Source organism: Paraplanobispora siamensis, from assembly GCF_016863175.1.
Taxonomy (GTDB): domain Bacteria; phylum Actinomycetota; class Actinomycetes; order Streptosporangiales; family Streptosporangiaceae; genus Planobispora; species Planobispora siamensis.
Map to the genome: position 1 here is coordinate 38268 of NZ_BOOJ01000002.1, position 23574 is coordinate 61841.

The 23574-nt window shown below is 72.1% G+C and carries 24 protein-coding genes; 17 read left to right on the plus strand and 7 right to left on the minus strand.

What is annotated here, in order from left to right:
- The first annotated feature begins 51 nt into the window (after positions 1-51).
- The 9 genes from Psi01_RS00400 (at position 52) to Psi01_RS00440 (ending at position 6726) form a co-directional block, all read left to right on the plus strand.
- Positions 52-240: a thiocillin family RiPP gene (locus Psi01_RS00400; protein WP_204061861.1), complete on the plus strand. Its 189-nt coding sequence runs from the start codon at positions 52-54 to the stop codon at positions 238-240.
- Between the two features lie 252 nt (positions 241-492).
- Positions 493-660: a thiocillin family RiPP gene (locus Psi01_RS00405; RefSeq protein ID WP_203877475.1), complete on the plus strand. Its 168-nt coding sequence runs from the start codon at positions 493-495 to the stop codon at positions 658-660.
- A gap of 18 nt (positions 661-678) precedes the next feature.
- Positions 679-864, plus strand: a complete 186-nt coding sequence (locus tag Psi01_RS00410; protein ID WP_204061862.1) for a thiocillin family RiPP — start codon at positions 679-681, stop codon at positions 862-864.
- Positions 865-961: 97 nt separating this feature from the next.
- Entirely contained in the window at positions 962-1141 is a 180-nt protein-coding gene (locus Psi01_RS00415) for a thiocillin family RiPP (protein WP_204061863.1), read from the plus strand.
- 251 nt (positions 1142-1392) lie between these two features.
- The gene (locus Psi01_RS00420) at positions 1393-2469 is read left to right on the plus strand and encodes a PqqD family protein (RefSeq protein WP_204061864.1); all 1077 of its coding nucleotides are present in this window, start codon (positions 1393-1395) and stop codon (positions 2467-2469) included.
- Entirely contained in the window at positions 2469-4979 is a 2511-nt protein-coding gene (locus tag Psi01_RS00425; RefSeq protein WP_204061865.1) for a lantibiotic dehydratase family protein, read from the plus strand. Before Psi01_RS00420 ends, Psi01_RS00425 begins: the two co-directional genes overlap by 1 nt.
- A gap of 4 nt (positions 4980-4983) precedes the next feature.
- A complete protein-coding gene (locus tag Psi01_RS00430; RefSeq protein ID WP_204061866.1) occupies positions 4984-5925 on the plus strand; it encodes a thiopeptide-type bacteriocin biosynthesis protein in 942 nt (313 codons plus the stop codon).
- A gap of 15 nt (positions 5926-5940) precedes the next feature.
- Complete coding sequence (locus Psi01_RS00435) at positions 5941-6306, plus strand: hypothetical protein (protein ID WP_204061867.1); 366 nt, start codon at positions 5941-5943, stop codon at positions 6304-6306.
- 213 nt (positions 6307-6519) lie between these two features.
- Complete coding sequence (locus Psi01_RS00440; protein WP_204061868.1) at positions 6520-6726, plus strand: hypothetical protein; 207 nt, start codon at positions 6520-6522, stop codon at positions 6724-6726.
- Between the two features lie 162 nt (positions 6727-6888).
- Here Psi01_RS00440 and Psi01_RS00445 read toward each other — a convergent pair whose 3' ends face one another.
- A complete protein-coding gene (locus Psi01_RS00445) occupies positions 6889-9870 on the minus strand; it encodes an AfsR/SARP family transcriptional regulator (RefSeq protein ID WP_204061869.1) in 2982 nt (993 codons plus the stop codon).
- Positions 9871-10119: 249 nt separating this feature from the next.
- On the opposite strand from Psi01_RS00445, the gene tsaB reads away from it, so the two are divergent.
- From tsaB to tsaD, 3 genes are all read left to right on the plus strand, one after another.
- Positions 10120-10803: a tRNA (adenosine(37)-N6)-threonylcarbamoyltransferase complex dimerization subunit type 1 TsaB gene (gene tsaB / locus Psi01_RS00450; RefSeq protein ID WP_204061989.1), complete on the plus strand. Its 684-nt coding sequence runs from the start codon at positions 10120-10122 to the stop codon at positions 10801-10803.
- 62 nt (positions 10804-10865) lie between these two features.
- Entirely contained in the window at positions 10866-11297 is a 432-nt protein-coding gene (gene rimI / locus Psi01_RS00455; protein ID WP_204061990.1) for a ribosomal protein S18-alanine N-acetyltransferase, read from the plus strand.
- On the plus strand, positions 11290-12321 hold the full coding sequence (gene tsaD / locus Psi01_RS00460; protein ID WP_204061870.1) for a tRNA (adenosine(37)-N6)-threonylcarbamoyltransferase complex transferase subunit TsaD: 1032 nt from the start codon (positions 11290-11292) through the stop codon (positions 12319-12321). Before rimI ends, tsaD begins: the two co-directional genes overlap by 8 nt.
- A 40-nt stretch (positions 12322-12361) precedes the next feature.
- On the opposite strand, the gene Psi01_RS00465 is transcribed toward tsaD, so the two are convergent.
- Positions 12362-13441 (minus strand): alkene reductase, encoded by a 1080-nt coding sequence (locus Psi01_RS00465; protein WP_204061871.1) that lies wholly within the window; start codon positions 13439-13441, stop codon positions 12362-12364.
- 99 nt (positions 13442-13540) lie between these two features.
- On the opposite strand from Psi01_RS00465, the gene Psi01_RS00470 reads away from it, so the two are divergent.
- Positions 13541-14032 carry a MarR family winged helix-turn-helix transcriptional regulator gene (locus Psi01_RS00470; protein WP_204061872.1) on the plus strand — a complete coding sequence of 164 codons (492 nt, stop codon included), beginning with the start codon at positions 13541-13543 and terminating at the stop codon, positions 14030-14032.
- A 721-nt stretch (positions 14033-14753) separates the two neighbouring features.
- Here Psi01_RS00470 and Psi01_RS00475 read toward each other — a convergent pair.
- The gene (locus Psi01_RS00475) at positions 14754-15263 is read right to left on the minus strand and encodes a GNAT family N-acetyltransferase (protein WP_204061873.1); all 510 of its coding nucleotides are present in this window, start codon (positions 15261-15263) and stop codon (positions 14754-14756) included.
- Entirely contained in the window at positions 15257-15778 is a 522-nt protein-coding gene (locus Psi01_RS44465) for a RidA family protein (RefSeq protein WP_373872456.1), read from the minus strand. Before Psi01_RS44465 ends, Psi01_RS00475 begins: the two co-directional genes overlap by 7 nt.
- Between Psi01_RS44465 and Psi01_RS00485 the strand changes: the two genes are divergently transcribed.
- On the plus strand, positions 15720-16184 hold the full coding sequence (locus tag Psi01_RS00485) for a pyridoxamine 5'-phosphate oxidase family protein (protein WP_204061875.1): 465 nt from the start codon (positions 15720-15722) through the stop codon (positions 16182-16184). The two genes, Psi01_RS44465 and Psi01_RS00485, sit on opposite strands and share 59 nt — an antisense overlap.
- Positions 16185-16796: 612 nt before the next feature.
- On the opposite strand, the gene Psi01_RS00490 is transcribed toward Psi01_RS00485, so the two are convergent.
- The 3 genes from Psi01_RS00490 to Psi01_RS00500 all read right to left on the minus strand — a co-directional run bounded on the left by Psi01_RS00490 (position 16797) and on the right by Psi01_RS00500 (position 20121).
- On the minus strand, positions 16797-18248 hold the full coding sequence (locus Psi01_RS00490) for a coiled-coil domain-containing protein (RefSeq protein ID WP_204061876.1): 1452 nt from the start codon (positions 18246-18248) through the stop codon (positions 16797-16799).
- A 180-nt stretch (positions 18249-18428) separates the two neighbouring features.
- Positions 18429-19604: a class I SAM-dependent methyltransferase gene (locus Psi01_RS00495; RefSeq protein ID WP_204061877.1), complete on the minus strand. Its 1176-nt coding sequence runs from the start codon at positions 19602-19604 to the stop codon at positions 18429-18431.
- Between the two features lie 25 nt (positions 19605-19629).
- A complete protein-coding gene (locus tag Psi01_RS00500; protein ID WP_204061878.1) occupies positions 19630-20121 on the minus strand; it encodes a MarR family winged helix-turn-helix transcriptional regulator in 492 nt (163 codons plus the stop codon).
- 110 nt (positions 20122-20231) lie between these two features.
- On the opposite strand from Psi01_RS00500, the gene Psi01_RS00505 reads away from it, so the two are divergent.
- The 3 genes from Psi01_RS00505 to groL all read left to right on the plus strand — a co-directional run bounded on the left by Psi01_RS00505 (position 20232) and on the right by groL (position 23418).
- Positions 20232-21104: an NAD-dependent epimerase/dehydratase family protein gene (locus tag Psi01_RS00505; protein WP_204061879.1), complete on the plus strand. Its 873-nt coding sequence runs from the start codon at positions 20232-20234 to the stop codon at positions 21102-21104.
- Between the two features lie 289 nt (positions 21105-21393).
- Positions 21394-21705, plus strand: a complete 312-nt coding sequence (gene groES / locus Psi01_RS00510) for a co-chaperone GroES (protein WP_203877492.1) — start codon at positions 21394-21396, stop codon at positions 21703-21705.
- Positions 21706-21795: 90 nt separating this feature from the next.
- Positions 21796-23418 (plus strand): chaperonin GroEL, encoded by a 1623-nt coding sequence (groL, locus tag Psi01_RS00515; RefSeq protein WP_204061880.1) that lies wholly within the window; start codon positions 21796-21798, stop codon positions 23416-23418.
- Positions 23419-23574: the final 156 nt, after the last annotated feature.

Sequence of the window (23574 nt, forward strand, 5' to 3'; positions counted from 1 at the left end):
CGGCGCCCGCCGTACGGAGAACCGGAAACACCTCGTGAAAGGAACGACGACATGGCTGACGACATCAAGAAGAAGGACGACGCCGTCGACCTCTACGCCGAGGACCTGAGCGGCCTGGCGGCCGAGGACCTCCCCGGGGAGGCCGCCCTCGCCTCGCTGAGCTCCCTCACCACCGCCGGCTCGGCCTCCTGCCCCGCCAGCTCCGCGAGCTCGCTGACCACCACGGGCACCTGGGGCTGATCGGGCCCGGCTGATCCCATAGACCGCTGAGGAGAGTCGGAAGTGGACATGGATCTTTTCGCCGAGGAGATCAGCGACGACGAGCTCTATCTCTACCAGCTCGACGAGACCGCGCTGCTGGCGTCCATGAGCACCGCGAGCACGCTGTCCTGAACGTCGTCCTGCCGCTGCCCGCGAAGGGCGCTGCGGGGTGGACCACCACCCGGCATTCCTCGGCAGACCGGAAAACCCATCGAAGAAGGAAGAAGGATCATGGAAGAGCAGAACATCGACCTGTTCGCCGAAGAGCCGGACCTCTCGGTCGAGGAGCTCGCCGACGCGAACCTGCTGGGCACCTGGAGCAGCGCCGGCTGCGCCGGCTCGGCCTCCTGCCCCGCCTCCACCGCATCCAGCGCCTCCAGCGGCTCGTCTTTCGGCTGATCGGACAGGGGAACGCAGATGAGTGACGACAAGACCCCCAAGGACCAGATCGACCTGGCGGCCGAGGACCTGGGCGCCGAGGAACTGGACGAGGTGACCTCGGCGGGTTTCACCACCGCCAACACCGCCTTCACCGCCGGTTCGGCCAGTTGCCCGGCCTCCTCGGCCAGCACCGGGTCGTCGTTCTCCAGCACCGGCAACTAGGACCACCGGACGCTCCCCGCGGGTGTCCCGGGAACGAAGGCAGCGCTCCCGTGGCACCCGCGCCACCCGGATTCACACCTCCATGGAAGGAACACCGATGAGCGAGATCAACAAGGACCAGATCGACCTGGCGGCCGAGGACCTGGGCGCCGAGGAACTGGACGAGGTGACCTCGGCGGGCTTCACCACCGCCAACACCGCGTTCACCGGCGGCACCGCCAGCTGCCCCGGCTCCTCGGCCTCCACCGCCTCCACCTTCTCCAGCAGCGGCGGCTGATCGGCCCGGTGACACAGGCCAAGTAAACAGGCCCAGTAACGCAGCAGTGCCGGGACCTCACCACAGGTCCCGGCACATGCGACGCAAGGCGGCCCGGCTGTAGTCCCAAACCTGTCGAGCGTGAAGGCAGCACTCTCGACACGAGACCAGAAAGGCGCATTATGCGATCCGCCACCCAGGATACCTCCGCCGACCCGGCGCAGGCAGGCCGAACCGCAGCGCAGGGCTCGGCCGCCGCGGAAGCCGACTGGATGACGTCCGTCCCGCTCCAGCTCAGGCCGGACGTCGAGGTCATCACCGGAATCGACGACAGACCCCTGCTCTACAACAACACCACCGGGCGCTATCTCGCGCTCACCCCCTCCGGCGTCCGCCTGCTCGACCTGCTCGACGGCAGCCGGACCGGCGAGACCATCGTCAGCCAGCTCTCCGACCACCGCCCCGACCCCGAGACGGCCCGCGACCGGGTCGGCGCCTTCCTCGGCGACCTCCGGCAGGCGGGCGTGCTCACCGTCGAGCCCCCCGCCCAGGACCGCGGGTCCCGCATCATGCGCTTCTCGCTGCGCGAGCACATGCCCCGCCTCAAGCTGACCGGCCGCGTCGAGCACGTCATGGAACCGGTCGCCGCGCTGCTGCGCAAGGTCCCCGCCCGGACGCTGAGCGCCGCGGTCGTGGCGATCGTGCTGGCGAGCATGGGCGTCGGCCTCTACGCGCTGCTGAACCCCGCCGGCCACTCCTACCCCTCGCTGTGGTGGGTGGCCATGCCGATCCTGATCCTGCAGGTGGTCGTCCACGAGGCCGCGCACGCCCTGGTCTGCCAGTATCTGCGCGCCCCCATCAGGGAGGCGGGCGTCGGCCTGATGCTCTACTTCATGCCGGTGGCCTACGTCGACAGGACCGACGCCTACCGCATCAGGAGCCGCGGCGGCCGGGTGATGATCGCCCTGGCCGGCCCCTTCAGCGACCAGATCTGGTACGGCGTCACCGGAGTCGTGGCGCTGACCGCCGGGGGACAGGTCGGTGACATCGCCTACGTGCTGCTGGTGCTGCAGACCCTGCTGACCGTGGTCAACCTCAACCCGCTGCTGCCCTCCGACGGCTACCACGCCATCGCGGCGGCGACCGGGGCGGTCAACCTCCGCGGCCGGGCCTTCGCCTACCTGGCCCACGTGGCGCTGCGCTCGCCGCTGCCCTCCAGCATGCACACGCTGACCGGCTGGAAGCGGGCCGGGTACCTGCTGTTCGGCGCCCTGTGCTTCCTGTATGCCGCGGGCCTGGCCGTACTGGTCCTGAAGAACCTGTGGGGCATGGTGGGGGGTCTGTTCTGATGACGGCGATCCTGCCCTTCTCCGGATCCCTCCCGGAGCTCTCCCCGATCCTGCCGGACATCGAGATCTCGGACATGCGGATCGACCGGGTGGGCGGCCTGCCCGCGGACGCGGCCGACCTCGACCTGACGGAGACCGGCCGCCTGCTGGACGCCGTGGCCACCTCCGAGGCGTTCCTGACCGAGCTGGCCGACCCGGTCAGCGACATCCTCTACCGGCTGGTCCCGGCCCTGGACCACGACCCCGCGCTCCGCCGCCTGGTGCTGAAGGTCCGGCGCTCCACCCACAGCGACAAGCCGCTGCGGGTGGCCGGGGAGGACCTCGACCGCATCGCCGGCGCGCTGCAGGACGAGGAGGCCCGGACCTTCCGCCGCTGGAGCTCGGCCGCCCTGACCCGGACCACGCTGCTGGAGCGGCTGCCCGCCGGATACGCGGAGGAGACGGAGGAGACCGGGCGGCGGCTGGGCGCGCTGCTGGCCGAGCCCGCCCTCGCGACCGGTATCGCGCACGCCAGCGCCGACCTGCTCAAGCACGTCGACGTCGGCGGCCTGCACCCCGGCGGCAAGGCGGCCCGCTCGATCCTGTCCTACGCCGCCAGGGCCGCGCGCAAGACCAGCCCCTTCTCCACCTTCACCGGCATCGGCCTGTACGGCAGACCCAGCGGCGGCCGGAGCAACACCGCCCTGTCCCAGACCCACGTCTTCGCCTGGCTGCAGGCCCTGGTCCGCGACGAGCGGCTGGTCACCGCCTTCGAGCTGGAACCGCTGAACGCGGTCCGGACGATCGACGGCGAGCCGCGGGGCCTGGCCTCGGCCTACCGGATGGGCGACGGCTTCGCCTGGCGGACCGACGAGCTGGTGGACGTCACCGTCTACCGCTCCATCCTCCAGTCGCTGGCCGGGATCGGCCGGGCGGGCGCCGCCGAGTACATGATCAGGCTGGGCGGGGAGGACCCCTTCGCCGCGCTGCAGCGGCTGCTGGACGCCGGCATGCTGCGCGTGGTCGCCCCCTGGTCGCGCGGTGACCGGGCCCCGCTGCTGGCCCTGGCCGAGAGCGTGCGCCGGGTGGGCACCGAGTACGCCGCGGCCACCGCCCGCACCCTGCGGGAGCTGCACGCCGACGCCGTCGCGCTGGCCGACCAGGACGGCGGGCGGCGGGTGCGGACGCTGGAGTCGATGACGGAGCGGGCCGCCGCCGGCCTGGAGAGGCTCGGCGTCGCCAAGGACCGGACGGGCTTCGCCGTCTACGACGACGCCGAGGCGATCACCGACGTCCCCGCGCTGGGCGAGCACGTCTCCGACGACCTGCGCGAGCTGGCGGGGCGGATGCGGCCCATGGTCTTCCGCAGCCACCTGTACGACATGCTCGTCGAGATCTTCGTCGAGCGGTACGGCGCCGGCGGCCGCTGCCCGGACGCCCTGCGCTTCTGCATGGAGGTCTCCAACACCCCGGACCTGACGCGGCGGCTGTTCGCGGCGATCCGCGCCGACGCGCAGACCCGGGGCCGGGCCACCGAGCGGGCCTGGCTGCCGGTCAGCGCGAGCTCGGCGCCGCCCACCGTCGCGGTCGCCTACCAGGTCGCGGCCCGCTCGCTCGGCGCCGTCCGCGAGGGCGACCACCTGCTGGTGGTCAACCAGTTCAACGCCGGGTCCGGCGGGCTGGTCTCGCGCTTCCGCAACGTGCTCGACGGCCCCGACGGGCTGGAGGGCCGGCTGCGGGCCTGGGTGGGCGGCAACTTCCCCGAGGCGCAGCCCCGCGAGCTGGTCATCTCCTCCGACGTCAACGGCCTGCAGTACTCCTGCACCGGCGCGATCCCCGCGCTCACCTGGCCGAACGAGCTGCCGCTGGCCGACGCGGGCGACGCGGTCGCGGTCAGCGAGCTGTCGGTGGTCCACGACGCCGCGAGCGGCACGCTCAGCCTGCTCGACGCGCACGGCACCCCGGTCGCCCCGGTCTATCTCGGCGTGGTGCCCGCCCACATGGTGCTCGGCCCGGCGCGCTACCTGATGGTGCTCGGCGACCCGTGGGTGCTCGGCGCGCGCATGGCCTGCACCCGCGGCCCCTCCGAGCCGGTCACCGAGCCGGTGGCCGAGGTCGACGAGGTCGAGCGGCTGGGGTTCGGGCGGGTCGTCACCCGCAGGGCCGCCTGGCGGCTGCGGCCCGGGGACTTCCCGCGCCCGGAGCGGGGCGAGTCGCCCGCGGACTACTTCCTGCGGGCCGACCGGTGGCGGCGCCGGCACGGCATCCCCGAGGAGGTCTTCGTCTCCCTGGAGACGCCGGGCATCTCGCTGGAGCACGGCAAGCGCAAGCCCACCCTGCTCAGCTTCCGCAACCCGCACTCGCTGCACGCCGCGGCGGGCCTGCCGGTGGAGGGCGTGGTGGCGATGTCGCTGGCCGAGTCCCTGCCCGGGCGCGACGGCCACTGGCTGGCCGGGCCCGGCGGGCGGGCCCACGCGGTGGAGCACGTGTCGTTCATCCGGTGGTCCCGCCCCCGGCCCGAGGAGGAGTGAGCCGGTGCTCGACGTTCCCGAGTGGTGGTTCGTCCGCCTGTACACCGGCGGGTTCAGTGCGAGCGATCTGCTGGTCACCGAGGTGCTCCCGCCGCTGGTGGCCGAGGCGCGCGCGCACGGCGCGTTCCGCTGGTTCTTCATCCGCTACACCGACCCCTCGGGCCCGCACCTGCGGGTGCGGGTGTTCGGTCCCCGGGAGACCGTCGACCGCATGCACCGTTCCCTGGCCCGGGTACAGCGCCACGCCGACGCGGTGGTGGCAGGGGCCGGGGACGACCCGGTCTGGCTGGCGCCGATCCCCATGCGGCGCATGCTCGGCGACTCCGGCACGGGCCTGTCCTCGGCGCTGTACGAGCCCGAGTACGGCAAGTACGGCGGGCCGTCCGGCGTGGAGCTGGCGGAGCGGGTCTTCGAGTTCTCCAGCGACCTGGCCATCTGGGCCACCGCGAGGTTCGGCAAGATCCCCGAACGGGCTGCGCTGGCGGCGCTGCTGCTGTGCGAGGCGACCCGGGCGATGCTGGAGGGCCGGCCCGAGGACCTCAGCCCCGAGCCGGTGATGCCGCCCGCCGACCGGCGCAGGCTCAACGTGAGCTGGGCCCGCTACTGGGACAGGCACCTCGCCTGGTGGACGGCCGACCTCGCCAAACACGCGCCGGAGCTGCAGGCCCAGCTGCGCGAGCACGCCGAGCGGGACCCGCACCGGGTCCGCTCGATCGCCCGCGAGCTGCGCGCCGACAGCTCGGTCGACCCCTGGCTGCGCCGCTGGGGACAGGTGATCGACGACTCGCTCGTCCGGGCCCACCGGATGCGGATCGGGCTCACCCCGCAACACCTCGTCTTCCACCAGGCCCACATGATGATGAACCGGCTGGGCTTCCTGCCCCGTGAGGAGGCCCTCCTCGGTGTCATCGCGTCCGGGCTGCCGGTGGAGGTTCCCGTCGGCTAGTCGAAGGAGAGAGCAATGACGAACGCAGTACACCGGGGGAACGCCGCCCCGGTCCGCACCGGCCTGCTCGTCGCCGCCGCGGGCGCGCTGGCGATGGGCATCGGGCTCACCGTGGTCAGCGGCGCCGCCTGGATCCTCGGGATGGGGGTGGCCGCGCTGGTGGCGGGCTCCGTCCAGGCGGCCATGGCCTCGCGCAGGAGGACGGGCCGCCGGCCGGGCGTCTCGCCCGCCTACATCGGGGGGAGCGCGGTCGCCTTCGGGGCCGTCATGATCGGCGCCGTGCGGGTCGCGGCCGCCGGTCACTGGTGGATATGGAGCGTGGTCGGCGCACTCGCGGCCGCCGTCCTGGTGGTCCTGGCGCTGCGGCAGGGGCGGGTCTGAACGGGGGACTCCCGCCGCTCGAGCCGGGTGGAGGCCCGCGTCCCGGTTCCCGGGGCGCGGGCCTCCGTGTTCTCCATGGCCTCCGCGTTTCCGCGGCGGGGAGGTCCGGGACGGGAGCGGGAGAAGTGAGAAGACAGACTGACGAAATTGCGGAGAAATCACTCGCTCCTACTGTCGGAGACACCAAGGTGCCGCGGAACAGAGGAGACCGAGATGATGCGCAAGACCAAGCTGGTACTGGCCATGGTGACCTGCGGACTGATCTTCGGTTCCGCGGTCGTCGAGATCGGCGTGGGCGACGGGGGCGTCCAGGTCGGCGGGGGGAACGGACACGGGGGCGTCACGCTCTCGTGCGACGTCAAGGCCGACCCGCTGAGGTGCGCGCTGCGGCTCCCGGACGGCGGCGACATGTGGGGGTGATCGCTTCTCCGCTCCTCCTACGCGCGAAGGGCTCCAGGACGACGTCCCGGAGCCCTTCGGCGTTTCCGGCGTTTCCGGCTGTGCCGGTGTGTCCGGCGGTTCCGCGTTCTCCGGCGCGGGCGGTCCGGGAGCGGAGGAGATCAGGGACGGCTCAGGGGCTGTTCAGGGGCAGGAGAAGCCCGTGATGGGATCCCCGGACAGCCCCTCCAGGGCGGCCTGGGCCCGCTTCTCCCAGATGGGCGCGGCGCCGTCCCCGGAGACGCTGATGGCCTCGCGCAGCAGCTCCTCCGCCCACGCCGGCTCGCCGAGGGCGGTCACGGCCCGGGCCAGCGACAGGCAGGCGCGGGCGTAGGCGACCGCCTGCCCGGCGTCCCCGGCGGTGCGCCGGGCCTCGACGAGGGTGTCGCGCGCGTCGGCGAGCCTGCCCTGCAGGATCCGCGTCTCGCCCAGCCCGCACAGGATGTACGCCTCGCCGAGCGTGTCGCGGCGCTGACGCACCAGTTCGAGGGCCTCGGTGAAGGCCTCGGCGGCCCGGGTGGTGTCGCCGCGGTGCGCGTGGAGTTCGCCGAGCCGCCACAGCGCCTGGGCCTGGCCGCGCTGGTAGCCGACGCCCTTGCAGATGGCCAGAGCCTCCTGCAGCCGGGCGTCGGCGGTCTCGAACTCCTCCCGCAGGATCGCGATCTGCGCCATGCAGCCCAGGACGTGCGCCTCCGCCGCCCGGTCGCCGGCCTCGCGCAGCGGGGGCAGGGCGGCCTCGTACAGGGCCAGGGCCTCGTCGTGGCGGCCCCGGAAGTGCTCGGACAGGCCGATGTAGCGCAGTGCCAGCGCCCGGCCGTGCGCGTTGCCCACCTCGTCGAACACCTGCAGCGCCGTGTCGAGCAGGGCGGAGGACTTGGCCCCGTAGTACAGCTCCAGGCCGCCGAGGCTGTAGGCCATGGTCGCCTCGCCCAGCCGCGTGCCGCCGCGCCGTACCGCCGCCAGGGCCTGCTCGTGGGTGTGCCGCCAGTCGTCCAGATAGCCCCGTGCCTCGAACAGCGTGACCCCGGCCAGCGCCAGCTCCCAGGCCAGCTCGTCGAGGCCGGCCTCGGCCGCCAGCGTGACCCCGGCCACCAGGACGTGCCGCTCCGCCTCCAGCCAGTCCAGCGGTACGGCGAGCAACTGGTCGTCGAGCCCTCCGGGAGGCCGCCAGTAGGCGCTCTCCCCGCGGATGATGGTGAAGTCGCCGCCGCGCTCCCGCCGGTTGGCCTCGTGCGCCAGCGTCAGCAGGCAGCCGAGCACGCGGCGCAGCGCCTCCCGGCGGCAGGACTCCGGCTCCTCGGCCAGGGCCTGCTCCCGGGCGTAGAGCCGGACCAGGTCGTGCATGCGATAGCGCAGGCGGCCCGCCGAGTCCCGGCCCACGGTCGACACCAGCTGGGCGTCGAGCAGTTCCTCCAGGTGGTTCTGGGCCTCGGCCAGGTCGGTGTCGAGCAGCGCCGCGGTGATCCAGTCGGCGAAGTCGGGGGTGTTGAGCAGGCCGAGCCGGCGGAACAGCTCGGCGGCCGGCCGGCTCAGGCCCTGGTAGCTGAGGGAGAAGTTGGCGCGCAGGCCGACCTCGCCGTGGTTGAACTCGGCGAGCCGGCGCTGCTCGTCGCCGAGCCGGGCGGCCAGGGTGGCCGGCGTCCAGTGCGGCCGGGCCAGCAGCCGGGCCCCCGCGATGCGCAGGGCCAGCGGCAGGCCGTCGCACAGCTCGGCGAGCCTGGCCGTCGCCTCGCGCTCGCCGTCCATCCGCTCCGCGCCCACGATGGCGCCCAGGAGCGCCGCGGACTCCTCGGCGTTCAGGTTGGGCAGCCGCAGCGGGTGGGCGCCCTCGCGCACCACCAGGTCGGTGAGCTGGTCGCGGGTGGTGATGACGACGGCGCAGCCGGGGGCGCCGGGCAGCAGCGGGCGCACCTGCGCCGAGGTGCGCGCGTTGTCCAGCAGGAACAGCACCCGGCGCCCGGCCAGCATGCTGCGCAGCAGCGCCTCGCGGTCGTCCAGGCCGGGGGGCACCCGTTCACCCGGGACGCCCAGCGTGCGCAGGAACCGGTCGAGGGCGGCCTCGGGGGTCAGCGGCGCGGCCTGCTCGGTGTATCCGTGCAGATCGATGAAGAGCTGCCCGTCCGGGAAGTGCTCGGCCACCCGGTGCGCCCAGCGCACGGCCAGGCCCGTCTTGCCCACGCCGCCCATGCTGGTCACCACGATGCAGGTCGGCACCCCGGCGTCGCGGCACTCGGCGAAGATGCGGTCCATCTCGGCCAGCTCGCGCTCGCGGGCGACGAACCCGGCGATGTTGGACGGCAGCTGGGCGACGGCCACTGGGGTGGTCGCCGGGACGGGCGCGGGGGCGGTCTCGCGCGGGGCGGGCGCGGGGGCCGAGTCCAGCTCGCCGTGGAGGATCGCGTCGTGGGTGGCCTGGAGCTCGGGTCCGGGGTCGACGCCCAGCTCGTCGGCGAGGATCCGGCGGCCCTGGCGGTAGACCTCCAGGGCCTCGGCCTGACGGCCCCCGGCGTACAGGGCCCGCATCAGCGTGGCCCGCAGCGTCTCGCGGAAGGGGTGGAGGTCGACCAGAGTGGCCAGCTCGGTGACCACCTCGCCGCCCAGGCCGCGGGCCAGCTTCAGGTCGAGGTACTCCTCGGTGACGGTGAGCCGCCACTCCTCCAGCCGGGCCGCCTCGGCGGCCATCGTGTCGCTGGACAGCCCGCTCAGCGTCTCCCCGCGCCACAGGTCCAGCGCCGCCCGCAGGTGCGCGGCCGCGGCCTCGGGGTCGTCGTCCTCCCGGGCCCGGCGCCCGGCCCTGACCAGCTCCTCGGCCAGGCTCAGGTCGACGGTCACGGCGTTGGGCCGCAGCTGGTAGCCCGGCGGCACGGCGGCGATGAGCTCCTCACCGGAGGCGCGCAGGACGCGGCGCAGCTGCGTCACGCAGATGGCTATCTGGTTGCGGGCGGAGGCCGGGGGGTCCTCTCCCCACACGGCGTCGATGATCAGGTCGAGCGGGACCACACGACCGGCGTTCAATGCCAGGAGCGCCATGACGACGCGCTGGCGCCGACCGGAAATCGTCAGGAGAGTGCCGTCCACCACGACCTCAACCGGCCCGAGGACCCGCACTTCACGACAGGTGCCCAAATGGCCTCCTGTGAGGTAATGAAACCTGACATGCACCTTCTACAGGTATGTCTGGTTATCTGGCAATCATGAGCAGTTGTCAGCCGTATTTGATGTTTCTCCCGACCGTTTTGTTGCGGGAGATTGTCGGAGAAGCTAGGCGATCTTGATGTTTTGCCCGCTTCACCAGGGTGAACGCATCGGTAAGAACCGGGGACGCTCCGGGTTTGTGTGCCGCTCGTGTCACTTGACGGACTAGGCTTGACGACCGTGCTGGTCCTGGCCTTTGACACCGCCACCCCCGCCGTCACCGCAGCGCTGCACGACGGCCGGAGGGTCCTCGCCGAGTCGACCACGGTGGACGCGCGCCGCCACGGCGAGCTTCTCGCGCCCACGATCGAGCGCGTCCTGGCCGAGTCCGGAGCGGCGCTCCGCGACGTCACCGCGATCGCCGTCGGCTCCGGCCCCGGCCCCTACACCGGGCTGCGGGTCGGCCTGATGACCGCCCAGGCTCTGTCCACCACCCTGGGCGTGCCCGCCTACGGCGTGTGCACCCTCGACGCCCTCGCCTACGGCACCGGGCTGTCCGAGCCGTTCCTGGTCGCCACCGACGCGCGGCGCAAGGAGGTCTTCTGGGGTCACTACGCCGACGCGCGCACCCGCCTGTCGGGGCCCGCGGTGGACAAACCCCAGGACCTGCCCGCCGACCTGCCGCTGGCCGGCGCCGGCGCCCGGATGTACGCCGAGATCGTCGGCGCCTCCCGCCTGCTGGACGTGCCGGAGCTGCCCTCCGCCGGAGCGCTGGCCGCGCTGGCCGCCTCGCGGCTGGACGACGCCGACCTCCGGGAGGTCGTGGAGAGCGGCGCCCACCCGGTGCTGGGCCTGCCCCGCCCCATCTATCTGCGCCGCCCCGACGCCCAGGTGCCCGCGCCGCCCAAGAAGGTCTCCCGGTGAGCCCGCGTCCCGACGTCCGCACGACCGGTGAGGGCGGCCGCGTGGGCGTGACGCTGCGCCAGATGACCGCCGGCGACCTGCCCACGGTGATGACGATCGAGCGGGAGACCTTCCCCGCCGACGCGTGGAGCGAGGCCATGCTCCGCGGCGAGCTGGACGACCAGCCCAGGACCCGCCACTACGTCGTCGCCCTGCTCGGCGGGGAGATCGTCGGCTACGCCGGTCTCGCCGCGGCGGGCGACCAGGCCGACGTGCAGACCATCGCGGTCTCGGGCGGTCACCGGCGGGCCGGGATCGGCGGCGCCATGCTGACCGAGCTGCTGGCGGAGGCCGTACGGCGCGGCGCCCGGGAGATCTTCCTGGAGGTGCGCGCCGACAACCCCTCCGCCCAGGCCATGTACGACCGGTTCGGATTCGAGGCCATCGGCGTGCGGCGGCGCTACTACGAGGACGGCACCGACGCGATCATGATGAAGAAGGATCTCCATGCGTGACGAACCCCTGGTCCTGGGAATCGAGACCTCCTGCGACGAGACCGGGGTGGGCATCGTCCGCGGTCACACCCTGCTGGCCAACACCATCGCCTCCAGCGTCGAGGAGCACGCCCGCTTCGGCGGGGTCGTCCCCGAGGTGGCCTCCCGGGCGCACCTGGAGGCGATGACCCCGACCGTCGAGCGCGCGCTGCAGCAGGCGGGGCTGAGCTTCACCGACATCGACGCCGTCGCCGTGACGGCCGGTCCCGGCCTGGCCGGTGCGCTGCTCGTCGGCGTGGCGGCGGCCAAGGCCTACGCCCTCGGGCTCGGCGTGCCGCTCTACGGGGTCAACCACCTGGCCGCCCACGTGGCCGTCGACCAGCTCGAACACGGTGCCCTGCCCAAGCCCTGCATCGCCATGCTCGTCTCGGGCGGGCACTCGTCCCTGCTGCTGGTCCCCGACGTGGCCAGGGAGGTCGTCTCGCTCGGCTCCACCGTCGACGACGCGGCGGGCGAGGCCTTCGACAAGGTGGCCCGGGTCCTGGGGCTGCCCTTCCCCGGCGGGCCGCACATCGACAGGGTCGCGCGCGAGGGCTCGGGCACCGCCGTCTCCTTCCCCCGGGGCAAGCTGGACGACGGGACCCTCGACTTCTCCTTCTCCGGGCTGAAGACGGCCGTGGCCCGCTGGGTCGAGGCGCGGGAGAAGGCCGGTGAGACGATCCACGTGCCCGACGTGGCGGCCTCGTTCCAGGAGGCCGTGGTCGACGTGCTGACCCGCAAGGCCCTGCAGGCGTGCAAGCAGTACGGCGTCCAGGACCTGCTGATCGGCGGCGGGGTGGCCGCCAACTCCCGGCTGCGGGCGCTGGCCCAGGAGCGCTGCGAGGCCGCGGGGGTCCGCGTGCGCGTCCCCCGTCCCGGCCTGTGCACCGACAACGGCGCGATGGTCGCCGCCCTGGGCTCCGACCTCGTCGCGGCCGGGGTGACTCCCTCGCTCCTGGACATCCCGGCCGACTCCTCCATGCCCATCACCACCGTCCACGTCTGAGCCCCCGTCGTCAGGCCCGGACTCGGGCGGGCGTTTCGGCTCAGGCGGGCTCGCCGGCCGGGTGCAGGGCGAGCGCGGGATAGTCGGTGTAGCCGCGGTGGTCGCCGCCGAAGGCCGTGCTGAGGTCCGGCTCGTTGAGCGGGGCGCCCAGTCGCAGGCGCAGCGGCAGGTCGGGGTTGGCCAGGAAGTACTGCCCCAGGGAGACCAGATCGGCGCCCCGGTCCAGCCACCGGTCGAGCGCCTCGGCGGGCTGCCCGGCCGACGGGTCGTTGGCGATGAGCGTGTTCGGCCACAGCTCGCGGATCCGCCGGTTCAGCTCGTCCGAAGGGCTCGCCACGAGGTGCAGGTAGGCCAGGTCGAGCCCGGCCAGCGCGGAGACCAGCGCCGGGTAGACCTCGTGCGCGTCGTCCTCGACCAGGTCCTGGACGCCGGTGGCGGGGGAGATCCGGATGCCGGTCCGGGAGGAGCCGATCGCCTCGGCGACGGCCTCGGCGGTCTCCACGGCGAACCGGATGCGGTTCTCGACGGACCCGCCGAAGCGGTCGTCGCGCAGGTTGGCGTTCTGCGACAGGAACTGGTGGATGAGATAGCCGTTGGCGCCGTGCAGCTCGACCCCGTCGAACCCGGCCTCGATCGCCCTCCTGGCTGCGTTCACGAAGTCCTGGACGGTCGCCTCCACCTCGGCGGTGGACAGCTCGACCGGCTCCGGGACGTCCAGCAGGCCGTTCGGCGTGAAGATCTGCGCCGCGGGCCGTACGGCCGAGGGCGCGACGGGCAGGTGGCCGGTGTTGTCGGGGTGACCGATCCGGCCGGAGTGCATGATCTGGGCGAAGATCCGCCCGCCCGCGGCGTGGACGGCGTCGGTCACCTCGCGCCAGCCCGCCACCTGCTCGTCGGTGTGCAGGCCCGGCGTGTTCATGTATCCCTTGCCGGCGTCGCTCGGCTGGATGCCCTCGGTGACGATCAGACCGGCGGAGGCGCGCTGGGCGTAGTAGAGGGCGGTCAGCGAGGAGGGGATCCCGTCCACGTAGGCCCGTGAGCGTGTCATGGGAGCCATGACGAGGCGGTTGGGCAGACGCAGGCCACCGAGGTCGAACGTATTGAACGGCATGGCTGTCATCCTTTCTTGGGTGGCCAACTTGGCCGACCAATGGTTAGTTCTACAACTTGGTTGGCCAATATGCAAGAGGTAGTCTGTCTCCCGAGGATGGAGGTCGACATGGCTGATGCGTTGACACTCGAGGAGACCGACTGCGCGAGGCCGTACGGGGAGGACCCCGACGGGCTCCCCTGCCTCATGGCCCAGACGTCACGGGGCCACCGCGTGCTGCTCGCCTCTCTCCTGGCCGAGATCGACCTCTATCCGGGCCAGGACCGCACGCTGTTCACCCTGTGGGAGAACGGCCCGCAGTCCCAGAACGCGCTGGCGCGGCGGCTCGGCATCGACGTGTCCACGATGACGAAGACCCTGCAGCGCCTCGAACGCAGCGGCTTCATCAGCCGCAGCCCGTCCCCCTCCAACCGCCGGATCAGCATCGTGAGCACCACCCCGAAGGGCGACGCGCTCCGCCCCGAGCTCTACCGCATCCAGGAAGAACTCCACCGCCGCCTGACCGACGGCCTGACCCCCGACCAGGTCGAGACCCTCATCTCCCTGCTCGCCGTGATCCGCAACAACGTCTGCCGCGAAGCCGGCGCCTGCCCCACCTGACCCCCTCCCACCCCGCCGCCTCTGCGCACCCCGCTTCGGTCGCCCGCCCGGTCCTGCCACCACGTCCTTCGCTGATGCCTGCGCGCACGCCCTTCACAGCACCGGTACGGCCCCACCCCGCGGCTTAGCCCCGGTCCCGCCGCCCCGCCGCTGCTGCACCCGGTGTCGGGTTCACCCTTCATGGCGCCGGTATGGCGGGGTGGGGGGCGGTGGTGGTCGGCGCCGTTGTATGGCGGGCGGGTCGGGGTGGGCGGGGCCGGTCTGTCGAGGCTGGGGTGGGGGGCATGGTCGTGCTGTGCGGGCGGGTGTTCCGGCCGGCCGTCTCAGCGGGGCTCTGGTGCGTTCAGGCCTTCGGCCTGCCCGGGCGCGGGGGGTGCGGTCCTTTTTCTACGCCGGCCTGCACACCCGCCCGCGCCGCACTCCTTGTGGCCCGCCGTACCCATGCGGGCCGTATGGTGCGGTCCTTTCCCGGACGACCGGTGTTCTGCAGGTGGCTGAAGCGCGGGTGCGGGTCCGTTGAGGGTGGGCCGCCGTGGCTGAAGCCCGCCGTGCGGAAAGGAGCTCAGGGCCGGGCGCCGTAGCTGCGCCCAAGGCGGGAGATACATGGCCGACGTATTCAGGGTGAGGGCCTGAGGAGGTGAGGGCCTGAAATAGATGAAGGTCTGAGGAGGTGAGGGCTTGGGCGGGGGAGAGGGGCGTCGGGTTGGGCTGTTAGGGGGATTCAGTCCTTGTGTTCCATGCACACCAGTTGGGGACGGGGGTCCCATGAGTCGACCACGGTGAAGCCGGCCCGTTCGTACAGGGAGATGGCGTTCGTGCGCCATTCCCACACCGATAAGCGGACGGTTCGGGCGCCGGTTCCTCCGGCGTGCTTCAGTGCCGCTTCGAGCAAGGAGGACGCGATGCCTCGGCCCCGCATCTCCGGGCTCACCCACAACCGCTTGATCTCAGCCCAGCCCTCGGCGGGTGCCAGGACCACGCAGCCCACCGTGTCGTCACCGATCGAAGCCACCAGCACGACGTCGGAGGCGAACGCGGACCGTGGGTCCGCGACCTCCGCCCGGTACCGCTCCGGCAGTCCGGCCGCCTCGGCGACGGGCTTGCCCTTCTCCTTCTCAGTCTGCAGGTGGTAGGCCGCCAGAAGCCCGGCCAGCCCGTCATCGGCCGGAGGGTTCCGGAACGGCCAGCGCGTGATGACGACTTCGTGATGATCAGCCATGCCGGTCAGCATGGCATCCGGACGGGGTGGCGGCCCAGCGGGATCCATCCTGAGCGGCCGGGGACTCGTCGTCCTCGGGGGATCGCGGCGACGGCGGTGATCTCGACGAGCTGACCGGCGCATCCCAGGCAGGAGACGCCCAGCAAGGTCGAGGTATGCGGCCCGGCGGAGAGTCCGGACTGGCGCAAGACTTCCCACACCCGGCCGGGATCCGCGGGGGTGTCCGCGACCACGTGGACGGTGCTGGACAGCACCCGGCTCAGCTCGCTGCCGACCGCGTGCAACGCGGTCTGCGGGTTGGCCAGGACCTGCCGGGTCTGAGCAACGGGATCGCCGTATCCGGCCTCTGGATCATCCGGATTTTCTCGGGGTACGGTGCTCCGTCGCGCCGATGACCGGCGCCTTGCCGCCGTCCGACGGTGACCCGGTACAGTCGGGCACCGACTTTGATCGAAGGAGACCTCAGCGATGTCCCCGTCGCCTCGCACCCCGCAGCAACGCAAGCAGGACACCCTCGACCGGCTCACTCACGACGTCGACGCCTGGGTGGCCACCGCCGACGGGGAGAGCGGGACGCCCTACATGGTGCCGCTGTCCTTCCTGTGGGACGGCTCCACGCTGCTGTTCTCCACCCCGGCCTCCAGCCCGACCAGCCGCAACCTGCAAGCCACCGGCAAGGTCCGCGTCGGCGTCGGCCCGACCCGCGATGTCGTCCTCATCGAGGGAACCGTCCAGACGCTGAAGCCCGACGAGCTCCCCGGCGACATCGGCGACGTCTTCGCCATCAAGACCGGTTTCGACCCGCGCAGCCTCAGCAGCCCCTACCTCTACTTCCGCGTCCACCCCCAGCGCATCCAGGCCTGGCGCGAAGCCAACGAGCTCGACGGCCGCGACCTCATGCGCGACGGCCGCTGGACCACCCCCGACCTCTAGAGCGCATCTCCCGCCCTGCTTTGCTGCCCGTTGCCTTGGGCGCAGCTACGGCGCCCGGCCCTGAGCTCCTTTCCGCACGGCGGGCTTCAGCTACGGCGGCCCACCCTCAACGGACCCGCACCCGCGCTTCAGCCACCTGCAGAACACCGGTCGTCCGGGAAAGGACCGCACCATACGGCCCGCATGGGTACGGCGGGCCACAAGGAGTGCGGCGCGGGCGGGTGTGCAGGCCGGCGTAGAAAAAGGACCGCACCCCCCGCGCCCGGGCAGGCCGAAGGCCTGAACGCACCAGAGCCCCGCTGAGACGGCCGGCCGGAACACCCGCCCGCACAGCACGACCATGCCCCCCCACCCCAGCCCCGACAGACCGGCCCCGCCCACCCCGACCCGCCCGCCGTACAACGGCGCCGACCACCACCGCCCCCCACCCCGCCGTACCGGCGCCATGAAGGGGGCACGTGCAGGCGTCGGCGGAAGGGGCGGCGGTGCGAGATGGGCGGGGCTCCGGAGGGGAGAGGGCGGAGGGGGTGGGTCCTGGGCGGAGGGTGCGGGAGACCGGGGCGCGGAAGGGGAGTGGTCCCGGTCTCCGGCGCCCCCAGGCCAGGGTCCGGGTCAGTCCTTGGAGCGGGTTGGGCGCAGAAGGGCCTCGGCGAGGGCGAGCATGGTCTCTTCGAGGGCGTTGAGGCGGCGGGTGAGGTCTGTGCGGGCGGGTTCGACGATCTCGCCGAGGGCCTCGACGAGCTGCTCGCGGTCGGGCTGGGCGCGGAGCATGTCGGCCAGAGGGGCGAGGGCGGCCTCGGCCTGGGCGAGGCGGTCTTCCAGGGTGTCGAAGCGCTCGGTCTGGCCGTCGGTCTGGGCGGAGATGAGCTCGCCGATGTTGCGGTGGACGTCACCGATGTTGAGGGTGGCGGGCAGCTGGCCGATGCGCTGGTTGACGGCCTCGATGTGGTCGTCGACGGCTTCGAGCTGCTCGCCGGTCTTCTCGGCGTGGCCGTGCAGTGCGGACAGGCGGGAGTCGACGACGTCGATCCGGCCGGTGATCCGGCCCTCGATGTCGTCGAGGCGCTCGTCCAGGGTGTCGAAGCGGCCGTCGTGACGGGTGGCGACGTCACCGGCGCGGGTGTCGGCGGAGCCCAGGCGGGTGTCCACGGAACTCAGGCGGGTGTCCACGGAGCCCAGGTGGGAGTCCATCGAGCCGAGGTGGTTGTCTACGGAGTCGAGGCGCGCGGTGGCGGTGCCGAGGTTGGCGTCCACGGAGCCGAGGTGCGTGTCCACGGAGCCGAGGTGCGTGTCCACGGAACCGATGTGGGTCTCCAGTTCGCTCATCCGGGTGTCGATGTCGGCCAGGCAGCAGTCGGTGGTCTCGATGCGGCCGTCGATCGAGGTCAGGCGGGTGTTGACGCCGATCAGGTGGCCGTCCACGCGGTCGATGCGGCTCTCGATGCCGTCGATGCGGTCGTCCATCCGGGTCACCGTGAGATCGGCCTTGGCCATCACCTGGTCGACCGCCGCCAGCATGCGGACGGCGGTGGCGTCGACGATGTCCTGCACGTCCGCGGGCAGGGCGGACAGGCCGTTCTCCAGGCCTTCGGCGCGTTCGGACAGCTCGGTCAGCGCCTTGTCCAGACGGGTGAACCGGCCCGAGGCGGCCTCCATGCTGGCCTGGAGCTGGCCGAGGCGCTTGTCGAGCTCGTCCATCCGATCGCCGACGCCCTGGCCGACCGAGCCGACGTGCACGTCGACGGTGTCGACGTGGTCACGGACGACCTCGACGTGCTGGGCGAGGCTCTCGGCCCAGGAGGGGGGCCGGATGGCGATGTCGTCCAAGCGCCCGTGGACGGACTCCAGCGTGCCGTTCAACCCGCCCAGCTCGCGCTCTCTGACCTCGCGCAGCAGCCATTCCATGCCCTCCAGCCGCTGGCGGATCTCGTCGAGCACGGCGCCCTGGGTGCGCTGCTCGTAGACGTGGTCCTGGGCCGCGCGGGCCAGGAGCTCGCGCATGCGGTCGGGAATCACGGACGGGCTGCCTGCCTGAAGCAGGGCGGTGTGGTTGGAATGATCCACCGAAAGCTCCTTCACTCGCCGACGGTCAGCCGCGCGGTGGGGTTGGTCCGGTCTGCTGGTGAACGCGGTCGAACCGCAGGCGGGAAGAATTCCCGCCCGGCAACCCTAGCCTCTGGATCAAGGTTTTCCGGGGTCGAATTTGAAAGATCGTGATTGTCGAGATCACCCGGGATTGGCCGGTCAAGCAGGCTGTTTGGTGGAGCAAACAAGGGCGAACGGTTTTTCTCCGATGCGGGTGAGAATGACCGTTGCCGATTTGTCCCCGGAAAGCCGCAGATCTTTCCTGAGCCGCTCGATGTCGACCGCGGAACCGCGTTTCTTGATCGTCACATTTCCCGCCCCGCGGTCCCTGAGCGCCGCCCGCAGCCGCTTGAGCGAGAACGGCAGCATCTCCTCGACCTCGTAGCGGGAGGCCCACGGGGTGTCGACGCGATCGTCGGAGGTGATGTAGGCGATCTGCGGGTCGAGCAGGCGCCCGCCGACCAGCGCGGCGACCTCCGCGACCAGGTGCGCCCGGATGGCCGCGCCGTCGGGCTCGTAGACGTGACGGCCGACGGGGCCGGTCTCGGCCGGGCCGAGGCCGGGATCGGGGGTCAGCGTCTCACCCGACGGCAGCATCGTGGCCCTGCGCCCGCCCTCTCCGGCCAGGCCGCCGCACCAGATCACCGCCTCCTTGACCTCTCCCCGGTGGGAGACCCATTCGGCCTCGGCGCCGGAGGGGATGAACTCGTACGGGATGCCGGGGGCGACCTTCAGGCAGGCCGACCCGGCCTTGGCGACCATCTCCAGCACCTCGGGCCAGGCGGGGGAGTAGGCCATGGGGTCGAAGGTCCTGCCCCGGGAGGTACGGCGGGCGGGGTCGGCGAACAGCACGTCGAAGGCGGCGGGGTCGACCGTGGCGGCGTCGGCCGTACCGACCGAGACGCGGTCGCCGAATCCGAGGGCGTCGGCGTTGGCCCGGGCGACGGCGGCGGTGAGCGGGTCGGCGTCCACCGCGTGCACGGTGCATCCGGCCCTGGCCAGGGCCAGCAGGTCGCCGCCGATGCCGCAGCAGACGTCGGCGACCCGGGAGCCGGGGGCGATGCGCCGGGCGCGGTGGTCGGCGACCTCGCGGCGGGTGGCCTGCTCCAGGCCGTCCGGGGTGAAGTACATCAGGTCGGCGTCGGCGCCGAACTTCTCCCTGGCGCGCCTGCGGAGTCCGGCCTGGGTGAGCGCGGCGGAGGTGAGGCCGGCGTCGAAGGTCTTCCTGAGCCTGGTCACCGCCGCCACCGGGTCGTCCCCGGCGGTCTGCGCCGCGGCGTGCAGAGCCTCCTGGCCGTGCGGGGTCAGCAGCTGCCGGAACGCGTCGAGGTCCACGGCACCTGACGCTACCTCCTCCGGTTCAGGGCGCGGTGTCGCCCAGGGTGTACAGGAGCTTGCACAGCAGGCCGGCCAGCTGGGCCCGCTCGTCGGGGGTGAGACCCTCCAGGAGGCGGTTCTCGTTGGCGACGTGGCCGTCGAGGAGGCCGGAGGCCAGCCGGCGTCCCTCCTCGGTGAGGCTGACCAGGACGAGGCGGCGGTTGTCCTCCGAGGTGGCGCGGGTGACCAGGCCCTTGGCCACGAGGCGGTCGATGCGGTTGGTGAGCGCGCCGGAGCTGACCATGGCGGCTCCCGCCAGGTCGCTCATGCACAGGGTCCGGTCGGCGCGCAGCAGGGTCGCGAGGACGTCGAACTCCCAGGCTTCGAGGCCGTGCTCGTCGAAGTAGGCCTTGAGGCCGCGTTCCAGCAGCCGGGAGGCGCGGGAGACGCGGCCGACCACGCCCATGGCGGAGACGTCCAGGCCGGGGCGGACGGCGCCCCACTGATCGAGGATCTTGTCCACGGCGTCGTTCACGGCTCCAGGATATCAACGTTTCAACGTCGAACAGTTTGACATCTCTTGATCTCCATGTCTAACGTTTTGCCATCAGACATTTCACCATCAAAACTTTCGAGGTGGAGACGATGAAGGTACTCGTGACGGGTGCGACCGGGTACATCGGATCGGCGGTGGCCGGGCGGCTCGCCGAGCGCGGGCACGAGGTGGTGGCGCTCGTCCGGCCGAAGCAGGGCGAATCCAGGGAGGTCCCGGGGGCGGCGCAGGTCCGTTACGGCGACGTGACCGACCCCGCCTCCCTCGCCGTCGGAGACGTGGACGCGGTGGTGCACGCCACCGCTCCGACCGGCGACGAAGCGGTGGAGCTCGCGGCGGTCGACGCCCTGCTCGCCGGTGGGGCGAAGGTCGTCTACACCAGCGGCGTCTGGGTGCTGGGGCCCGGTGACGCGGACGAGACCAGCCCGGTGAACCCCATCCCGTTCGTCGCCTTCCGCGCCGCGGTGGAGCGGCGGGTGCTCGACGGCGGCGGCGTCGTGCTCAGGCCCGGCATCGTGTACGGCGCGGGCCGCGGCATCCCCGCCCTCCTGGTGGCCAAGGCCGCCGAGCACGGCCGGGGCCGTTACGTCGCGGCGGACGGCCGGGAGCCCACCTGGTCCACCGTCCACATCGACGACCTGGCCGAGCTGTTCGTCGACGTGGTGGAGCGGGGCGAGAGCGGCTCGATCTACCACGGCGTGGCCGAGGAGGCGGTCCCGCTGACCGCGGTGGCGAAGGCGGCGGCGCGGGCCGCGGGCCTGGGGGACGCACCGGTGGAGGCGTGGCCGGTGCAGGAGGCGGCAGGGGATCTCGGCCCGGGCTTCGCCGGGGCGCTGGCCATGGGCCAGACCGTACGGGCCGACCGGACCCGCAAGGAACTGGGGTGGACCCCGAGCCGGCCGGGCCTCGTCGCCGACCTCGGGGCCGAGGCCCGCGGAGAGGTCCGTGAGGCCGGCGCCCGCTGACGGTTCCGACCCCTCGCAAGCGGCCTCCGGCGGCGGATCCGGCCCGGCGCGGAGGCCGGATCCGGCGGCCGGTGTCCGCCCTCCTCGACGTGGTGGACGTGGCTTGACCGTTCGCGGGGAGCGCACAGGGGCGGTTCGTGTTGACTGTCAAGGCCTCCTTGCATACTGTTCCGTATTGGCACTCTCCCGGTGAGAGTGCCAATACATGCGACGAGGCAGGTCTGACACCCGCGACGGCAGACCGCTGGTCGCCTCTTCTGATCATTCAAATCTGAAGGGGAGGTCCGACGTGACGACCGCCACCAAGGTTCCCGTTAAGCCGCTCGGCGACCGCATCGTGGTCCAGCCGCTTGAGGCCGAGCAGACCACCGCCTCCGGCCTGGTCATCCCGGACACCGCCAAGGAGAAGCCCCAGGAGGGCAAGGTCCTCGCGGTGGGTCCCGGCAACTGGGACGAGAGCGGCACCAAGCGTGTCCCGCTCGACGTCAACGAGGGCGACGTCGTCCTCTACAGCAAGTACGGCGGCACCGAGGTGAAGTACGGCGGCGAGGAGTACCTCGTGCTCTCCGCCCGTGACGTGCTCGCCATCATCGAGAAGTAACCGACGCTTCGCAGAGATGACGCACTGAGCCCCGGGCTGCTGTGGCACCCGGGGCTTTGATGCGCCGACGTACTTTCAGAGAGGATTGTCATGCCGAAGATCCTGTCGTTCGAGGAGGACGCGCGCCGCGCTCTCGAGCGTGGTGTCAACGCCCTCGCCGACGCGGTGAAGGTGACCCTCGGCCCGCGCGGCCGCAACGTCGTCATCGACAAGAAGTTCGGTGCGCCGACCATCACCAACGACGGCGTCACCATCGCCCGCGAGGTGGAGCTGGAGGGCGCCTACGAGAACCTCGGCGCCCAGCTGGCCAAGGAAGTCGCCACCAAGACCAACGACATCGCCGGTGACGGCACGACCACCGCGACGGTCCTCGCCCAGGCGATGGTCCGCGAGGGTCTGCGCAACGTCGCCGCCGGCGCCCAGCCGCTCTCGCTCAAGCGCGGCATCGACCTCGCGGCCAGGGCCGTCAGCGACAAGCTGATCGAGTCCGCCCGCCCGGTCGCCGACAAGAAGGAGATCGCGAACGTCGCGACGATCTCGGCGCAGGACGCCAAGATCGGCGACCTGATCGCCGAGGCCTTCGACAAGGTCGGCAAGGACGGTGTCATCACCGTCGAAGAGTCCAACTCCATGGGTCTGGAGCTGGAGTTCACCGAGGGTCTGCAGTTCGACAAGGGCTACCTGTCGCCCTACATGGTGACCGACCAGGAGCGGATGGAGGCGGTCCTGGAGGACCCCTACATCCTGATCCACCAGGGCAAGATCTCCTCCGTGGCGGACTTCCTGCCGCTGCTGGAGAAGGTCGCCCAGACCAAGAAGGCGCTGTTCGTCATCGCCGAGGACGTCGAGGGCGAGGCCCTGGCCGTCCTGGTCACCAACAAGATCCGCGGCACCTTCACCTCCGTCGCCGTCAAGGCGCCGGGCTTCGGTGACCGCCGCAAGGCCATGCTCCAGGACATCGCGATCCTCACCGGCGGCCAGGTCGTCAGCGAGGAGGTCGGCCTCAAGCTGGAGCACGTGGGCACCGAGGTGCTCGGCTCGGCCCGCCGCGTCGTGGTCACCAAGGACGCCACCACCGTCGTGGACGGCGCCGGTGACGCGCAGGCGATCGCCGACCGCGTCAAGGAGATCAAGCTCGCCATCGAGCAGTCCGACTCCGACTGGGACCGCGAGAAGCTCCAGGAGCGCCTGGCCAAGCTCTCCGGCGGTGTCTGCGTGCTGAAGGTCGGCGCGGCCACCGAGGTGGAGCTCAAGGAGAAGAAGCACCGTCTCGAGGACGCCATCTCCGCCACCCGCGCCGCGATCGAGGAGGGCATCGTCTCCGGCGGTGGCTCCGCGCTCGTGCACGTCTCCAAGGCCCTGGACGACCTGGGCCTGACGGGTGACGAGGCCACCGGTGTCTCCGTGGTCCGCAGGGCCCTCGTCGAGCCGGCCCGCTGGATCGCCGAGAACGCCGGCCTGGAGGGCTACGTGGTGACCTTCAAGGTCTCCGAGCTGCCCGTCGGCCACGGTCTCAACGCCGCCACCGGCGAGTACGGCGACCTGATCGCCCAGGGCGTCATCGACCCGGTCAAGGTCACCCGCTCGGCCGTCCAGAACGCCGCCTCCATCGCCGGCATGCTGCTGACGACCGAGGCCCTCGTGGTGGACAAGCCCGAGGAGGAGGCCCCGGCCGCCGCCGGCCACGGCCACGGTCACGGCCACGGTCACTGATCCGCTGAGCCCGCGCGGGCGACAGGGCCCCGGCCCCGCCCGCGCCGGCTCCACCGGACGGGTACGGCCCGCACCTCGGAAAGAGGGGCGGGCCGTTCTTGTTTTGCGGTAAACCGAAAGAGACTCCGAAGCGTCATCGACCGGTCATCCGGAACG